Here is a 14,974-nt window from a genome sequence, read left to right as displayed (position 1 = left end):
TTCGCTCCTCAAGCCAGCCGGAAGGCGGGGAGGATGTAGTCGGGCTCGACCTCGACGAAATCGACCGTCACCGCCTTGCCGATCGTAACATCCTCGGGCTTTGCATCGATCATGTTGGCGATGATGCGGACGCCCTCCTCCAGTTCCACCAGCACCACCGGCAGCGGATATTCGAAGCCGGGAAGCTGCGGCTGGTGCATCACCACGAAGCTGTGGATCACTCCCCGCCCGCTCGCTTCCACGGTCGTCCAGTCGAGCGATCCGGTTTCGGGGCAAGCCGGCACCGGCGGATGGATCAGCCGCCCGCCGAAGGACTGGATCAGCAATTTGCGCTGCTTCAGCCCTTCCCAGAAGAAGGCATTGTCGTGCGTGATCGATGGGCGCGGGTGCGGGAATTTCTTCGGCGCGGCATCCGTGGGCGCTGCGGCGGCCTGCGCGACCGGCGGCTTGAACTTGAGGACGCGGAATTTCATCCGGCCCACCAGCTCGCCCTTCTGGTCGGTGAACTCATAATCCATCGTCACGAAATGGCCGATGCCAAGGCCGGTGCGCTTTTCATCCGACACGTCGGAGATGATCGCGCGCGACGAGATGACGTCGCCTTCTTCCAGATAGCGCAGATATTCCTGCTCGATATTGGTGGCGACGACGCCCGTATAGCCGGCAGCATCGAGCAGGTTCAGCACGGCCATGCTGTCCTCCGCGGTTCGGCCGCCAGGGCGATAGGGCGCCATCGTCCACACTTCGAGCATCGCCGGCGGCGCCACCGGCCTATCGAAACCGGCGGCCGCGCGGGACGCGGGATCGTGCCACAGCGGATTCTGATCCCCCATCGCCTCTGCCCAACGGCGGATCATCGGCTGGTTGACGGGATCGCGCGCCGTCACCGGCCGCGTCGCCTCCGTTCCGACAAATTCGCGGGCGCGGGCCAGCACGTCATTCTGTTCGGTCATATTCGTCCTCACCTTGCCGCGCGGGGCATCTTCAGGCCCACCTGTGCCACCATGTCGCGCAGAACCTCCGCGGAGCCGCCGCCGAAGGTGTTGATCTGGCATTTGCGATATTCGCGTTCGATCCGACCGTGCAGTTGCGCGCCGGGCGATCCGTCGCGCACCAGCCCGGCCGATCCCATGATGTCGAGCAACAGACGCATCGCCCGGATCATACCTTCGGTGCCGAACACCTTGAGCCCACTCGCCAGCTCGGGCCGGGTGACGCCCTGCGACACTTCCCAACCCACGCGATCGCCCATCAGGCCGATCGCGCGGAGCAGGGTGTAGCATTCGCCCAGCGCCAGCTGCACCCAGCCCTGATCGATCAGCTTACCGCCGTCCGCGGTGCCGATACCGCGCGACCATTCGACCACATCATCGAAGCACCCGTTCGCACCATAAGTGAGCGCGGCAAGGCCGATGCGTTCATGGTTGAGCTGCTCGGCGATCAGGCGCCAGCCGCCATTTTCCTGGCCGATAATCATCGACGCCGGCACGCGGACATCTTCGTAATAGGTGACGTTGGTGCGAACGCTGCCCACTGTCCAGATCGGGGAAACCGAAAATCCCGGCAGCTTCGTATCCATCATGAAGATGGTGATGCCCTTATGCTTGGGCGCATCCGGATCGGTCCGCGCGGCGAGGAACACATAGTCCGCGCCCTCCGCGCCGCTGGTGAATATCTTCTGCCCGTTGATGACGAAATCATCGCCATCACGCACTGCGCGCGTCTTCAATGAAGCGAGGTCCGAACCGGCGCTCGGCTCGGTATAACCGATCGCGAAGATCAGCTCGCCGGCCGCGATGCGCGGCAGGATGTCGCGCTTCTGCTGTTCCGTCCCCAGCCGCATCAGCGCCGGGCCGACGGTGTTGACGGTGACGAACGGGAACGGCGCCTCGGCCAGCACCAGTTCTTCCAGCAGGATCTTCTGCATGGAAGGATCGAGGCCCTTGCCGCCATATTCGACCGGCCAGCCTGGTGTCAGCCAGCCATCGCGGCCCATCTGGCGAATGACGTCGCGATAGACGGAACCGCTTTCCGCGCCCTGGGTCGCGGCACGCACCTCATCGGTCATGATCCCGGCCAGATAGGCGCGGAATTCGGCACGCAACGCCTTCTGTTCGGCGCTCGGTTCGACGCGCATCTCAGCTCTCCGGATTGAATGGGGCGATGCCAAGCCGCGCCAGCGCGTCCGCCGTGAGCGGCACATAAGTGCCCGCGGCGGGATCGACGACGAACAGCGGATCGCCATGGACAAGATCGGGTGAATAGCCTTCGCGCTGCAGCTCCACCTTGCGCAGCTTGAAGGTGGTGGTCATCTCCGCGGCCTGTGAAAGCCGGACGAAGACGGGCACAGCATAGGGCGCAAGTTTGGTCGTCGCGAACTCGAAGAAAGCCTGCGGATCGAAGGCCGACGCATCGGCATAAGTGAGCGCGACCATGCCGGCCCGCCCCTCATTCGCCGGCACCTTCACGCCATAGACGTTGACGATCTCCGGCCCGGCAAAGCCGCCTAGCACCGCCGCCACTTCCTCGGTCGACACGTTCTCGCTCTTCCAGCGGAAGGTGTTGCCGATGCGATCGACGAAATAGAAATAATCCTCCTCGTCGAAGCGGACGAGATCGCCGGAGCGGAACCAGACGTCGCCGGGCTTGGCTACGTCGCGCAGCAATTTCTGCTCGGTCGCCTCGCGCGAGGTATAGCCTTCGAAATAGCCGCCGACGCCGGTGCCGCCGAGCACTTCGGCGATGATCTCCCCGACCTCGCCGACCTTCGCCTCGACCAGCTTGCCGTCGGCGTCGCGGACATGATCGTCGCCTTCGACGTCATAGCGGACGAACTTCATGTTGGTGTGCGCAGGGTATGGCACGCGGCCAACCGATCCGGCTTTGTTGTCGACATTGGTGATGCCGTAATTGGCTTCGGTTGATCCCAGCCCTTCGAATACCCAGCCGACGCCGAAGCGCTTCTGGAAGGCGTCCCACAGATCGCCCTTCAGGCCCGCGCCGGTCATCACCCGCAAACTGTTGTCCAAATCGTCCGGCTTTTCGGGCGCGTTCAGCAGATAGCGGCAGATCTCGCCGATATAGTAAAAGGACGTGATCTTGTGCCGGCGCACATCGGGCCAGAAGCCGCTGGTAGAAAATCTGCGGCGGAGCACGAAGGGCACGCCGAACGCCAGCGAGGTCGACGGCACGACCATGCCGCCGGCGCCATGATAGAGCGGCAGCACGCAATAGAACACGTCATCCGGGCCGAACTCCATCAGCCCGCCCATCATCTCGCCCGCGTTCAGGAAGCGCATGTGGCTCATCTTCGCGGCCTTGGGCAGGCCGGTCGTGCCGCTGGTGAAGATCAGATAGAGCGGATCGCCCATCACCACGCCGGCGCGGAGCGAACGATCGGGATTGGCGTCGCTCGCCGCCGCCATTTCGGCATTGAAATCGCGGGCATTGCGCAGGCCGAACAACGGCCGGCCAGTTTCGGCCTGTTCCCACAACAATGCCGGAACATCGCCCTCCGCCAGCTCTGCCACCGGCGCGCCAAGCTCGGAATCGACGATCAGTGCCCTGGCGCCGACCTGCTTCATCGCATGGGCCAGCACGGTGCCCGTGGCGGAGGTGTTGATCAGCGCCGTGACGACCCCGATCTTCGCCATCCCCAGCCAGATCACCACGAAATCCGGCCGGTTGAACATCATCAGGGCGACGACATCGCCCTTCTTCAGCCCCGCCGCGCGCGCCGCGTTGGCGACACGATTGGCCCGCGCATTGGCCTCCGCAAAGGTCAGCCGTTCATCCTCGAACAGGATGAAGGGGGTGTCGGCATGGTCTGCCGCCCGCTCCTCCAGCCGGTCAGCGACGCTATAATCCTGGTCGCGGGCGAAACCGGCGACGCGCGAATAGCCGCGCATCAGCCGTGCCATGGTTTCCTCGCGGCTTGGCAGCACCCATTCACCCATTGCGGCTGGCTCCCCGCCCCGCATTGCGCGCGACGAAATCGGTGATTGAACCCAGGAAGGCGTCATTATCGTCGCCCGCCACCATGTGCCGGGCCTCGGGTATCTCGGCGATCTCGGCTTGCGGAAGCAGCTCGCGGAAATGGCGGAGCGCTTCTTCCGACACGATCTCGCTCTTGGTGCCGCGGACCATCAGGATCGGCGCCTCGATCGCCTGTGCCGCGGCCGAAAGCCGACGGCTGGTTTCTTCCGGGTCCCAATTGTCGCGCGGGCGCACGAATTCGGGATCCCAGCGCCAATAGAAGCGACCGTCGTCGGCCTGGCGCAGATTCTTGGACAGGCCATCGAGCGACTTTGGCTTCGGCCGATGCGGCAAATAGCCTGCGATCGCGTCGGCCGCCTGTTCCAGGCTGTCGAACCCATCCTTGGTGCCGCGCATGAAGCCGACGACATGATCGCCGCCGCCCCGCTCCATGCGGGGAACGATGTCGACGAGGACAAGGGCCGAAAGCGACGCCTGGGGCGCTTCGCCGCAAGCGAGGATCGAGGTCAGCCCGCCTAGCGATGCGCCCACCAGCACAGGCGCGCCGCCGATCTCGGCAATCACGCCGCGCAGATCATCGGCAAAGCGATCGAGCATGTAGAGACCATCCGGTGACCATTCGCTCTCGCCATGGCCGCGCAGGTCGATCGTGGTGACGCGGAAATTCTTGCGAGCGAGGGCATCGGCCGTCGCCCCCCACGCCCAGCGCGTCTGCCCGCCGCCGTGCAGCAGGATGACGGGCGCGCCATCCAATGCACCCCGGACATCGGCGGCAAGCGAGATGCCGTCATGCCCGCGAAAGCTGATCCGCTCGATCATTCCCATGCCATCAGTTCCATTGTGCAGAGGCTTCCGCCGTATCGACGATCCGCACACCGCGAATGCCGAGCTTCTCGCGCGCCGCATCCGGGGTCAGGTGCAGCACGTCCTCATATTTCGCCATGAAGAAGGGATCGGACTCGCGGCCGACCTTGGCGCCGCGTTCCACCGTTTCCTGCACCGTCAGCCACGTCTGCGGATAATGCAGCACCGCGCGCGTGATGATCCGCGTCGAACCCAGGATCGCGAAGGCCGAGATCAGCCCCGCCAGCTCCGGGCTGAGATGGACGAACAGGTTGGTGAGCCGCATGTAATAGGGCACCAGTTCGCCGATGAAATCGAAGCCGCCACCGCCCAGGATATGTTCCAGATCGTGGCACTGGCCCGAACGCAGGTTGAAATAGTCGTAGTCGTGCTTGGGCTCGTAGGGCGGGACGATATCGACCTGAAGATCGTTATCCATCAACTGCTTGTAGAAGATGCCGCCCACCGTTTCCGGCCCATATTGGGCAAGATCGTCGCGCTTGAACTTCGAAACATACCGTTCGGACAACCAGGCATCGAGCTTGGGGTTAATCTTCCGCTCCGCGGCGAACAGCTCGTTGATGCGGTCGGCATCCTCGATCTGGCGGAGGATCATCACGAGCTGGATCGAATCCGAAGGTGTCGGAATATCCGGCCCGTTGCGACGGAGCATGTGCGTCGCCACCCAATCGCGGACTCGCGGGTCGTTCAGATATTTGGATGAGCTGACGAGCACGCTGCTGTCCGTTGTCAGCGGCTGATAGCCCTTCATCAGATAGGTGTCGTAGGCCATGGTCCATCTCCGTGCCGTGGCGCGCGGGCGGGTTGTGCCCGCGCGCTTTTCCGGCAGCCTAACGCATCAGCGCAGCCTCAGAACTTGAATTTGACGTCGACGCCATAACTGCGCGGCTCGCCATAGGTGTTGATCGCGAAGCCGAGTGAGCCGAAATCGATGCCCGACGTGCGATAAACCTTGTTCGTCAGGTTCTTGCCCCACAGCGTGAAAGTGGCCTCGGTTCCGCCGATGGCCACATCGGCGAGCATGATACGGCCATCGAGCAGGCCGTATCCGGGTGCGGCGATGTCAGCATCGAAGGGCGAGAAGGGCGCACCCGGCAGGACGTTGTAATGGACCTTGCTCTTGTAGGTATAGTCCGCCCGGAACGAGAGCGTGCCGCCCGCCACATCGTTGATCGAATATTGCGCGCCGCCGTTGAACGTCGTGCTCGGCGAGTAGCTGAACTGGCCGATATCCGAATAATCCTTGATCTGGTTGTCGGCCGGATCGCGGGCGAGCAGTTCCTTGAAGTTGCGATCGACATAGCCGAAGGCCGCGTTGAGCCGCAGGCCATCGACCGGCAGTGCCTCGACCTCCAGCTCGATACCCTTGTAATCGACCTTGCCGGCGTTGAGCGTCTCGCTGGCTGCGCCGCCGGTGCCGGCGACGAACTGGTTGAGCTGCTTGTCCTTCAGATCCATGTAGAACAGCGTGCCGTTGAAGCGGAGGCGACGATCGAAGAATTCGCTCTTCACGCCCAATTCGTAATTGACCACCGTTTCAGGATCATAGCCGTCGTTCGTGGCGCGCGGATTGAAACCGCCCGCCTTGTAGCCAGTGGCGATGCGCGCATAGGTCATCAGGTCCGGCGTCGCCTGCCAGGTCAGCGTCCCGGCATAGTTGAACTTGGAGAAGTTGCGCGAAAGCTGGCGGACGAAGGGCGACCGCTGGATCAGCTTCTTTTCGTCCCACGTATAACGCACACCACCGGTGAAGCTCAGCTCGTCGGTGAAGTTGTAGGTCGCCTGGCCGAACAGCGCCTTGGATTCGCTGGTCGTGTCATAATCGATCAGGTTGGTCAGGTTGATGCCCGCCAGCCCGACGCCCGGAATGGCACGGACGAAGGTGTAGGCCTGCGGGTTCCGCTCGTCGGCTTCCTCGCGGAAGTAGAAGGCACCTGCCACATATTCGAGCTTGTCGCCGATCTGGCCGAGGACGTTGATCTCCTCGCTGAACTGGTGCTGCTTGCGGTCATTGTCGGCGCCGAAGAGCTGGACGGGCTTGATGCCGGCCGGCGCCGGGCTGACGACGAGCCCCCTCAGGCCCGAATTGCCGTCGAGATCGGTGTTGTCGATGCGGTTCTTCCACTGGCGGAAGCCGGTGATCGAACGGAAGATGGTGGTATCGCTGAGATCGATTTCCGCCGTCGCGACATGGCTGATCGTGCGGTCATAGGTGGAAGTGACGTCGGGCCGCGCTTCCTTCAGGCGCTCGGTGGTCGGCGGAATGAAGGCGGTGCCGCCCACGGCCGCAGAACGGCTGAAATAATCGATCACGTCCTGCCGCGCGACGGTGAGCTGGTTCATCGCCGAAACCGCCTTGGTCTCGGCCCAGTCGAAGGCGTAGTTGAAGCGGAACGCGCCACCGCGATCGAAGGCGACCGCCACGCGTACCGCATCGGTGTTGTAGGCGCCCGGATCCAGGCTGTTCTTGACGTTCAGATTGTCGACATAGCCGTCCGCCTGCTTGTGCAGATAGGTCAGCGAGCCCTTGAAACCGCTGTCGGCGATGTCGCCGGTGTTGATCGTGGCCTTGCCCTGCCAATAACCGCGGTTGCCGACGCTGCCGAGCATCTCGACACCGAACTCGTCGGTCGGCTTGCGGGTGATCAGGTTCACCGCGCCGCCTGTGGTGTTGCGGCCGTAAAGCGTGCCCTGCGGCCCGCGCAGCACCTCGATCCGCTCCAGATCGGTCAGCTCGAAGATGGCGCCGGTGGAACGGCCGACGATGACGCCGTCGACATAGACGCCGATCGGGCTGTCCGCCGTCAGGATCGGTTCGGATTCACCGATGCCGCGGATCTGGATGATGAGGTGGCCCTTGGACGACGGCCCCGTCGTCGTCGAAAGGTTCGGCGCGACCGAGCTCAGCATCGACGCATCGGTGATTCGGCGCGTCTCGATCGTATCGGCGCTGACGGCGCTGATCGCCAGCGGTGTGCGTTGCAGGGATTCACTGCGCTTCTGCGCGGTGACGACGATATCCTCAAGGCCGCCCTCTTCGGCGGCAGCGGGTGCGGCGTCCTGCGCCTGCGCCACGGCCGGCAAAGCGAGCAGCGCCACCCCGGCCAGCGCGATTGCGCGCACGCGACGGTCCAAACGACGATCCAACAGAGTCACTCGATCCTCCCTAAATGCCTGTCGGGCTTCGCTCGGCCCGATCGAATAGCTGCGGCATGTGCCGCCGGAGGATGTTCTTAGGGGATCGCCGCGGCGATGCGCGGAACGCCTATGTTCTTATCACAACGCCTTTATCGCATCGATTCATAAAGGGGGGCGCGGTTGGCGCTTCACGCCATATGCGGGGCACCGTGCATCGCAATTCGCTTTGCCATCGCCCATCCGACGCGCATCTGCGTAGCGAGTGGCGGGGTGTTTCAGCGCAGCCCCTTGCGCACGCCGCGGTAGCGGCCGGGCGTATCGCCGGTCATGCGGCGGAACGCAAGCGAGAAGCTGGCCGGATTGGCGAAGCCCAGCCGCGCGGCGATCTGTTTCAGCGGCATGTCGTCTTCGGCCAGCAGCGTCTTGGCCTGATCGAGCCTGACGCCTTCGACGAAGCCATGAACGGTCTTGCCGACACTCTGCTTGAAGGCGCGCATGAAATGGCCGCGGCTGAGCCCAACCAGATCGGCAAGATCACCGACGCGGACGCCGCCAGCCGGCCATTCGCGGACATATTCCTCAATGCTGCGCAACTGATGTGGCGCAAGCCCACCCTTCACGGGAGCGCGCCTGCGCACCACGTCCTGGAAATGCCGCGCGAGATCGATCGGCAGTGCCGTGGTCAGCGCATCGACCAGCACGTCGCTGCCGAAACCCGGCTGCAGCGCTTCCTCGCCCAGCCGGCGCATGGCATCGGCGATGCGATCCGAACGCAGATCGCCGCAGCGCGCGAGCTCGCGGTCGTCCCAGCCTTCCTCAAACATGCGGAGCGCATCGGCGGCACCCCGCGGGAAGGAGCAGGCGACCATATTCTGCGGCCCGCCCGGCCCGCTGCCATGGATGCTGAGCCCCGCGGGCACGAAGATCAGGTCACCGAAGGCAAACATCCGGCCAGGCTGATGCGGCCGGTGGAAGAAGCCACGCCAGCCGTTGCGGCGGCGCGACGTCATCAAGGTCAGCGTATGCTGCTGCGGGCAGCGCGTCTGCTCCGACGGCGTTTCATAGGTGTAGGTCTGGACGCGCACCCGCGCGGGGCCGCTGTTCAATTCCGCCTGGACGACGTTCCGGTGCATTCGCTCTCTCCACGAACCGCCCTGCTCTTGCGGCAGGTGCCAGCCCTTCCAACAAGTGAAAGTGGCGTCACCTTTATCATCGGCGCGCGGAGAGAGGCAACCTCCGTCAGAAATTGATGCGCGTCGTGATCCGGAAATCGCGGCCCGCCAGCGGCGCATAATCCTTCAGGAAGCTGGCATGGCGCCGCGCCACGACATCGAAGATGTTGTTGGCGGATAATATGATGCTGGTCGGATTGGCGTTGCCGAACGGCTTGAAGGCAACCGACGCATTGACCATCGTATAGCCTTCGGTCGGCGTTTCGAAATCAGTCACGCGCTTCTGATCGTCGGTCCATTCCACCTCGACGCGGCCGGTGATCCGCTGCGCCTGCGCCTCGATTCCGCCGAGGAAGCGCAGCGGCGGGATGCGCGGTGCGGGGCCGACATCGCTGATCTTGGCGCGGACATAATCGGCCAGCGCATCGGCGACGAGCGTGGTCTGGCCGATATGGCCCAGCGTCGCCGATGCTTCGACTTCGAAGCCGTAATAACGCGCATCCGCCTGCGCATATTGGAACACGGGCAGATCATCCTCGATCGCGCCGGTCGCATATTCATAGATATAGTCGTTGAACCAACTGTAGAAGGCCGAGGCGTTCAGGCTGTAGCCGTCGCCCTTGCCGCGCAGCGTCGCTTCCAGGCCCCAGCTCTTCTCCTTGGCGAAATCGGGGTTGCCGACCTCGAAGCTCTGCGTGCCGGCATGCGGGCCGTTGGCGAACAATTCTTCCGCCGAAGGGGCTCGCTCGCTGCGGGAAAGGTTGAGGCCGACGCGCCAGCCATCGGCCACGTCCATGCCCGCGCCCAGCGATCCGGACACCGCATTGAACGTGCGATCCAGATTGGGATTGCCGAGATCGACATCGGCCTGCGCGCTCAGCACCGAATGTTCGAACCGGCCACCAGCTTCGACCTTCAGCACGCCGAGATCGAATTCCTGCAGCGTGAAGACGCCATATTGCTGGGTCTCGTTCTTCGGCAGGAATTTCTCCTCGCCGACCACGTTGAGGTTGCGGATCAGCCCCTGCGCGCCGATCACGCCGCGCCAGCCGCCGCGATCCTGCTGGACGAGTTCCAGGCGCCCTTCCCAGCCCTGGCTGAAGAAGCGCGTGCCGACCTCGCCACTCTCCTCGATTTCGCCATGCTGATAATCGGCATAGCCGCCGCGCAGCTTGATCGTGTCGATGAAGCCGCCACCGGTCTCGACCTCGCCGCGGAAATCGACGCGGGTCTGCTTGACGTCCAGCCGCACCGCTTCCGCCTCGACATCCGGATCGAGCGAATAGCGGATTGGCACGCCATAAAGGCTGTCATAGCGGGTGACCGACACGCCGAAATTGCCCGTGTCGGTGATCAAGGCAGCGCCACCCGCCACTTCCCATGTCCGCGCCGCGCTGTTGGGCAGCTTTCCCTTCAGATCGGCGAGTTCCGCAATTTCGGGGTCCGCGCTCGCCGCCGCCTGCGCACGAAGCGCCGGGGTCAGGATATGGCCGCCGGTTTCGAGATCGCCGGACTTGGACCAGGTGCCGTCGATATGCACCACCAGCTTGTCGCCGATCGCGGTTTCGGCGGCGCCGCCGATCGACCGTTCATTGGCCGCCGTGCCATAGGTGCCGATCGCGTCGACGTGGACGGGCTCGTCCGGAATCCGCCGCGGGATGCGGCTGTCGATGACGTTGACGACGCCGCCCACCGCGGACGACCCGAACAGCAGCGCCGAAGGCCCGCGCAGCACCTCGATCCGGTCAGACGTCAGCGGGTTGATGACGACGGCATGGTCGGCGGACGTGCTCGACACATCGAAGCTGCCGATGCCGTCGGTCAGGATGCGGACGCGATCGCCCTGGAAGCCGCGCAGGATCGGGCGCGAGGCATTGGGGCCGAAGGAGGTGGAGGACACGCCCGGCTGGCGCGCCAGCGTTTCGCCGATCGTCGGCCGCAGTTCGCGCGTCAGCGTCTCGCCGGACACGATCGATGTGCCGCTGAGCAGGGTGCCGACATCGCGCTTGAAGGCGGCGGTGACGACGATGTCGTCCGCTGGGTCCTCATGATAGTCGCCGGGTGCGTTGCGATCATGACCATCGCGGGCGGCGTCCGCCGCGGGTTCCTCCGCCTGCGCGACACCCGCCCATAGAAACGCCACACCACACAGCAACCCGATCCGAAACATCAATACCGCCCATTGTTACGTTATATCAATGTCGCGATAGGGCCGATGTTACATCATATCAAGCACATTGGGCGCAGCGATCGTTCCATTCATCGCAACGGTCAAAGCAGGGCTTCGATCAATCCGATCAGCGGGCGATCGGCCGGGGGCATGGGCAGGCCGTGCATTTCGAGCGGGCGGACCCAGCGCAGGGCCGTGGCGTGCAGCGCCTGCGGCGTGCCCTTCCACTTGCGGCAGGCGTAAAGCAGCAGCAGCAGATGCCGCTCGCCCAGCGCTTCGCTGGCGAAGGTCGCGGGTGCCAGGCAGGACGTCTCGACATCGATGCCGAGTTCCTCGCGCAATTCGCGCACCAGCGCGGCTTCGGGCAATTCGCCTTGTTCGACCTTACCGCCGGGGAACTCCCACAGGCCCGCCATCGCCTTGCCTTCGGGTCGCTGCTGCAGGAGCACCCGGCCGTCGACATCGACCAGCGCCACGGCAACCACCGTCAAAATATGGGAAACACCAGATTCACGCGTCGGCATAAGGTCTTTCTTAAGGCTAACGTGGTTATGCCGGTCCAATGCCGGGAAACAGGCCCGGCGGCTAGGATCCCGCATGAAGAAAATTCTGCAACGGCTTATCGGCGATGATCGGGGCGTTACCGCCATCGAATATGGGCTGATCCTGGCCCTCATCGCACTCGCAATGATGTCGGCGCTGATCGGACTTGCCAGCACAACTACAGAAATGTGGGAAAATGTGTCCGAGCAGGTTGTTAATACTTAAATAACCACAAATTGTTTATCCCATCGCCGCCGCGTTAAACATTTGGAAACTTGATCTGGGCCAAAATTGCCAGGCTCGCGCTTAATAGGCACGGCGGGGAGACGGAACACTCCCTCATTACTGGAACGATGGAGACCGGACATGCAGTTCATCCGCAAGATGCTGAAGAATGAAAAGGGTGCCACCGCGATCGAATACGGCCTGATCGCCGCTCTGATCGCCGTCGCCGCGATCTCGGCCATGGGCGCCCTCGGCAGCCAGCTCGAAAACACCTTCGAAAACGTCACCGAGAACATGAAGGCGAGCTAAGCCTTCACTTCACGGTGAATGGATCGGGCGGCGAACCTCCAAGGTTCGCCGCCCTTTTCTTTTGGCTGCATGGGCGAGCGGGGCGTTAGCCCCAGACGATCAGCTTGACCCGCTGACCCGCCGTCAGACGCGAATTGGCCGTGAGCGCGTTGATCGTCATGAAGCGTTCTTGCTTCAGCGTATCATAGGCCATGCGCTGCGACAGGCTCTGCACCGTATCGCCTGCCTTCACCGTGATCACGCTCACCTTGCGTGCCTTGATGGCAGCCGCCTGCTGCGGCGTCAGGCGGTTGAACGACTGCACCATCGAGGAGAATGGCCCGAGACCCCGTCCCGCGGGTGCCAGCGTCACGAAATGATAGGCCGTACCGTCGCCCATCGCATAAGCGACCACGCCGACATCCACCTGCCCCTGCTGGGTCTGCGCCCGCGTCACCGCATAAGCGGTTTCGAGGCCGTTGATCCGCGTCGTCTGAACGTCACTGACGCTGCCCTTGCCGCCGAGCTTGCTATAGACGCCGCTGATATAGTCCGAGAGCGAGCCGTTGAGCTTCCCGCCCGAGAATTGCGCCTGCCCGCCGCTGCCGCTCACCGAAACGGCATCGGCGCCGTTCGAAATGCCGAAGCCCTGTGGCACGGTAAAGCCGATGCGCAGATCAGGATGGCGGAAGGTCAGGCCATCGACCACCCCCTGCTTGGGGTCGTCGCCATAGAGCATTCCGTTGATCGCATTCAGGAAAGCGTCGCGGTTGCGCGCCCCGCCGACGCCGCCGGCTTCCTGCGCCTTCTTCTGTGCCCTCACGACGCGTCCGGCCGGATCGGGGTGCGTGCTTGCCCATTCCGGAAGACCACGGCCCTCCGATCCCTGGTCGCGCGTATCGAGACTGGTCTGCGCAGCGAGCGACGCCAGCATCGTCGACGACGCCATCGTGTCGTAGCCCGCGGACTTCAGATAGCGCACACCAAGGTCGTCGGCCTGATATTCCTGCTTGCGTGAGTAGCGCAGCGTCAGCAGTTGCGCCGCCTGCCCCGCTCCCTGCTGCAGCAACTGCCCAAGCCCCGAATCGCCGACGACGGCGCCCAGCCCCAACCCAAGCAGCGCGCCCAGCATGCTATTGCGTTGCGCCGCCTGCTGCCGCTTGGCCGAATGACGGGCGGCGACGTGGCCGACCTCATGGCCCATCACCGATGCGAGTTCCGCCTCGTCATTCATCAACCCGACAAGCTGGCGTGTCGTGTAAACATAGCCACCGGGAATGGCGAAGGCGTTATTCACCGGCGAATTCAGCAAGGTGATGGTGAATTCCGCCTGCGAATTGGCAAGACCCGATTGCATCGCAATCTTGCGGCCGACGGTCGTGACATAGGCCGTCCCCGGCCCGGAATAGGCGCCGCCAAACTCCTGCAGCAGTTGCGGGTGCGCTTCAGCCCCAGCTTTCTTGTCGGCCGCCGAAATGCTCTGCGCCTGATAGGCCGCGCCATAACCGGCATAGCCCAGCAAAGAGGCTGCTACCCCCCAGGCAACAATCCGCTTCATTCGGCTCTCCCACGATCTGGTTTCGTCGATACTGAACCCGGCAACTTCGGCCCGGTTCCGTTACGACTGTCAACCGATCGAAAGGAATTTGTCGCGCCGTGCGGCTTTCAGGGTAGCGCGCGGCTGGCCGGCGAGCGCATCGAGCTCTTCGCCGATCGCGGCCGCGAGCGCTGCAATCGCCGCGTCGGGATCGCGGTGGGCGCCACCCACCGGCTCGGCAACGATACGATCGACCACGCCCAGCTTGACGAGGTCGGCGGCGGTGATCCGCATCGCATCGGCGGCGTCGGGCGCCTTGTCCGACGTGCGCCACAGGATGGAAGCCGCGCCTTCGGGGGAGATCACCGAATAGACGGCATGTTCGAACATCAGCACGCGGTTGGCCGCGGCCAGCGCCACCGCGCCACCCGATCCGCCCTCGCCCACGACGGCGGCGACCATCGGCACGCCGAGTTCGAGGCACGCCTCGGTCGATCGGGCGATCGCTTCCGCCTGGCCGCGCTCCTCGGCCTGGATACCGGGGAAAGCGCCCGACGTATCGACCAGGCTGACGACCGGCAGGCCGAAGCGGTCGGCCAACTGCATCAGGCGGATCGCCTTGCGATAGCCCTCCGGCTTCGCCATGCCGAAATTATGCTTGAGGCGGCTGGCGGTATCGTCGCCCTTCTCATGCCCGATCACCATCACGCGGCGGCCGCCGATCCGGCCGAGGCCGCCGATGATGGCGAGATCGTCGGCAAAGGCGCGGTCGCCCGCCAGCGGCACGAAATCCTCGACAAGCCCGGCGACATAGTCCTTGAAGTGCGGCCGTTCCGGATGGCGGGCCACTTGAGTCTTCTGCCACGGGGTCAGCCGCGCATAGGTCTCGTGGAGCATCTTTTCCGATTTCGCCTCGAGCTTGGCGACTTCGGCGGTGATGTCGACGGTTCCGTTCTCGGCCGTTTCGCGCAGATCGGCGATGCGGCTCTGCAGCTCGGCGATCGGTTTTTCGAATTCGAGGAATGCCACCATGTCCGCGCG

The 14,974-nt window shown here is 64.0% G+C and carries 13 protein-coding genes; 2 read left to right on the top strand and 11 right to left on the bottom strand.

All coding sequences use genetic code 11. The annotated features are described in order from the left end of the window. Positions 1–8: 8 nt before the first annotated feature. The 9 genes from ACFB49_RS01405 to ACFB49_RS01365 all read right to left on the bottom strand — a co-directional run bounded on the left by ACFB49_RS01405 (position 9) and on the right by ACFB49_RS01365 (position 11,864). The gene (locus tag ACFB49_RS01405) at positions 9–953 is read right to left on the bottom strand and encodes a bifunctional MaoC family dehydratase N-terminal/OB-fold nucleic acid binding domain-containing protein (RefSeq protein ID WP_380875012.1); all 945 of its coding nucleotides are present in this window, start codon (positions 951–953) and stop codon (positions 9–11) included. 8 nt (positions 954–961) lie between these two features. After that, positions 962–2,137: an acyl-CoA dehydrogenase family protein gene (locus ACFB49_RS01400; RefSeq protein WP_380875010.1), complete on the bottom strand. Its 1,176-nt coding sequence runs from the start codon at positions 2,135–2,137 to the stop codon at positions 962–964. A 1-nt stretch (position 2,138) separates the two neighbouring features. Next, positions 2,139–3,956 carry a long-chain-acyl-CoA synthetase gene (locus ACFB49_RS01395; protein ID WP_380875008.1) on the bottom strand — a complete coding sequence of 606 codons (1,818 nt, stop codon included), beginning with the start codon at positions 3,954–3,956 and terminating at the stop codon, positions 2,139–2,141. Then, the gene (locus ACFB49_RS01390; RefSeq protein ID WP_380875006.1) at positions 3,949–4,821 is read right to left on the bottom strand and encodes an alpha/beta fold hydrolase; all 873 of its coding nucleotides are present in this window, start codon (positions 4,819–4,821) and stop codon (positions 3,949–3,951) included. Before ACFB49_RS01390 ends, ACFB49_RS01395 begins: the two co-directional genes overlap by 8 nt. Positions 4,822–4,825: 4 nt before the next feature. Further along, positions 4,826–5,632 carry a hypothetical protein gene (locus ACFB49_RS01385; protein ID WP_380875005.1) on the bottom strand — a complete coding sequence of 269 codons (807 nt, stop codon included), beginning with the start codon at positions 5,630–5,632 and terminating at the stop codon, positions 4,826–4,828. A 77-nt stretch (positions 5,633–5,709) separates the two neighbouring features. Further along, positions 5,710–8,007 carry a TonB-dependent receptor gene (locus ACFB49_RS01380; protein ID WP_380875004.1) on the bottom strand — a complete coding sequence of 766 codons (2,298 nt, stop codon included), beginning with the start codon at positions 8,005–8,007 and terminating at the stop codon, positions 5,710–5,712. A 266-nt stretch (positions 8,008–8,273) separates the two neighbouring features. Continuing rightward, the gene (locus tag ACFB49_RS01375) at positions 8,274–9,131 is read right to left on the bottom strand and encodes a helix-turn-helix domain-containing protein (RefSeq protein ID WP_380875003.1); all 858 of its coding nucleotides are present in this window, start codon (positions 9,129–9,131) and stop codon (positions 8,274–8,276) included. 106 nt (positions 9,132–9,237) lie between these two features. Then, on the bottom strand, positions 9,238–11,340 hold the full coding sequence (locus ACFB49_RS01370; protein WP_380875002.1) for a TonB-dependent receptor: 2,103 nt from the start codon (positions 11,338–11,340) through the stop codon (positions 9,238–9,240). Between the two features lie 101 nt (positions 11,341–11,441). Then, on the bottom strand, positions 11,442–11,864 hold the full coding sequence (locus tag ACFB49_RS01365; protein ID WP_380875001.1) for a (deoxy)nucleoside triphosphate pyrophosphohydrolase: 423 nt from the start codon (positions 11,862–11,864) through the stop codon (positions 11,442–11,444). Between the two features lie 73 nt (positions 11,865–11,937). On the opposite strand from ACFB49_RS01365, the gene ACFB49_RS01360 reads away from it, so the two are divergent. Beyond that, complete coding sequence (locus ACFB49_RS01360; RefSeq protein ID WP_380874999.1) at positions 11,938–12,108, top strand: Flp family type IVb pilin; 171 nt, start codon at positions 11,938–11,940, stop codon at positions 12,106–12,108. A 141-nt stretch (positions 12,109–12,249) separates the two neighbouring features. Next, positions 12,250–12,417 (top strand): Flp family type IVb pilin, encoded by a 168-nt coding sequence (locus tag ACFB49_RS01355; protein WP_380874997.1) that lies wholly within the window; start codon positions 12,250–12,252, stop codon positions 12,415–12,417. 85 nt (positions 12,418–12,502) lie between these two features. Here ACFB49_RS01355 and ACFB49_RS01350 read toward each other — a convergent pair whose 3' ends face one another. Together ACFB49_RS01350 and ACFB49_RS01345 are read right to left on the bottom strand one after the other, a co-directional pair. Further along, the gene (locus tag ACFB49_RS01350; protein ID WP_380874995.1) at positions 12,503–13,954 is read right to left on the bottom strand and encodes a M48 family metalloprotease; all 1,452 of its coding nucleotides are present in this window, start codon (positions 13,952–13,954) and stop codon (positions 12,503–12,505) included. Between the two features lie 69 nt (positions 13,955–14,023). Beyond that, positions 14,024–14,965 (bottom strand): acetyl-CoA carboxylase carboxyltransferase subunit alpha, encoded by a 942-nt coding sequence (locus ACFB49_RS01345; RefSeq protein WP_380874993.1) that lies wholly within the window; start codon positions 14,963–14,965, stop codon positions 14,024–14,026. Positions 14,966–14,974 lie beyond the last annotated feature (9 nt).

Origin of the sequence: Sphingomonas sp. DBB INV C78 (assembly GCF_042693015.1) — a bacterium.
GTDB lineage: Bacteria > Pseudomonadota > Alphaproteobacteria > Sphingomonadales > Sphingomonadaceae > Sphingomonas_E.
This window is presented reverse-complemented; position numbering and strand designations above follow the sequence as displayed.

Coding starts and splice junctions, on each gene's coding strand:
- ACFB49_RS01395 (WP_380875008.1), bottom strand. CDS start 3,956: ATGGGTGAATGGGTGCTGCCAAGCCGCGAGGAAACCATGGCACGGCTG.
- ACFB49_RS01375 (WP_380875003.1), bottom strand. CDS start 9,131: ATGCACCGGAACGTCGTCCAGGCGGAATTGAACAGCGGCCCCGCGCGG.
- ACFB49_RS01360 (WP_380874999.1), top strand. CDS start 11,938: ATGAAGAAAATTCTGCAACGGCTTATCGGCGATGATCGGGGCGTTACC.
- ACFB49_RS01405 (WP_380875012.1), bottom strand. CDS start 953: ATGACCGAACAGAATGACGTGCTGGCCCGCGCCCGCGAATTTGTCGGA.
- ACFB49_RS01365 (WP_380875001.1), bottom strand. CDS start 11,864: ATGCCGACGCGTGAATCTGGTGTTTCCCATATTTTGACGGTGGTTGCC.
- ACFB49_RS01400 (WP_380875010.1), bottom strand. CDS start 2,137: ATGCGCGTCGAACCGAGCGCCGAACAGAAGGCGTTGCGTGCCGAATTC.
- ACFB49_RS01355 (WP_380874997.1), top strand. CDS start 12,250: ATGCAGTTCATCCGCAAGATGCTGAAGAATGAAAAGGGTGCCACCGCG.
- ACFB49_RS01345 (WP_380874993.1), bottom strand. CDS start 14,965: ATGGTGGCATTCCTCGAATTCGAAAAACCGATCGCCGAGCTGCAGAGC.
- ACFB49_RS01350 (WP_380874995.1), bottom strand. CDS start 13,954: ATGAAGCGGATTGTTGCCTGGGGGGTAGCAGCCTCTTTGCTGGGCTAT.
- ACFB49_RS01370 (WP_380875002.1), bottom strand. CDS start 11,340: ATGTTTCGGATCGGGTTGCTGTGTGGTGTGGCGTTTCTATGGGCGGGT.
- ACFB49_RS01390 (WP_380875006.1), bottom strand. CDS start 4,821: ATGGGAATGATCGAGCGGATCAGCTTTCGCGGGCATGACGGCATCTCG.
- ACFB49_RS01385 (WP_380875005.1), bottom strand. CDS start 5,632: ATGGCCTACGACACCTATCTGATGAAGGGCTATCAGCCGCTGACAACG.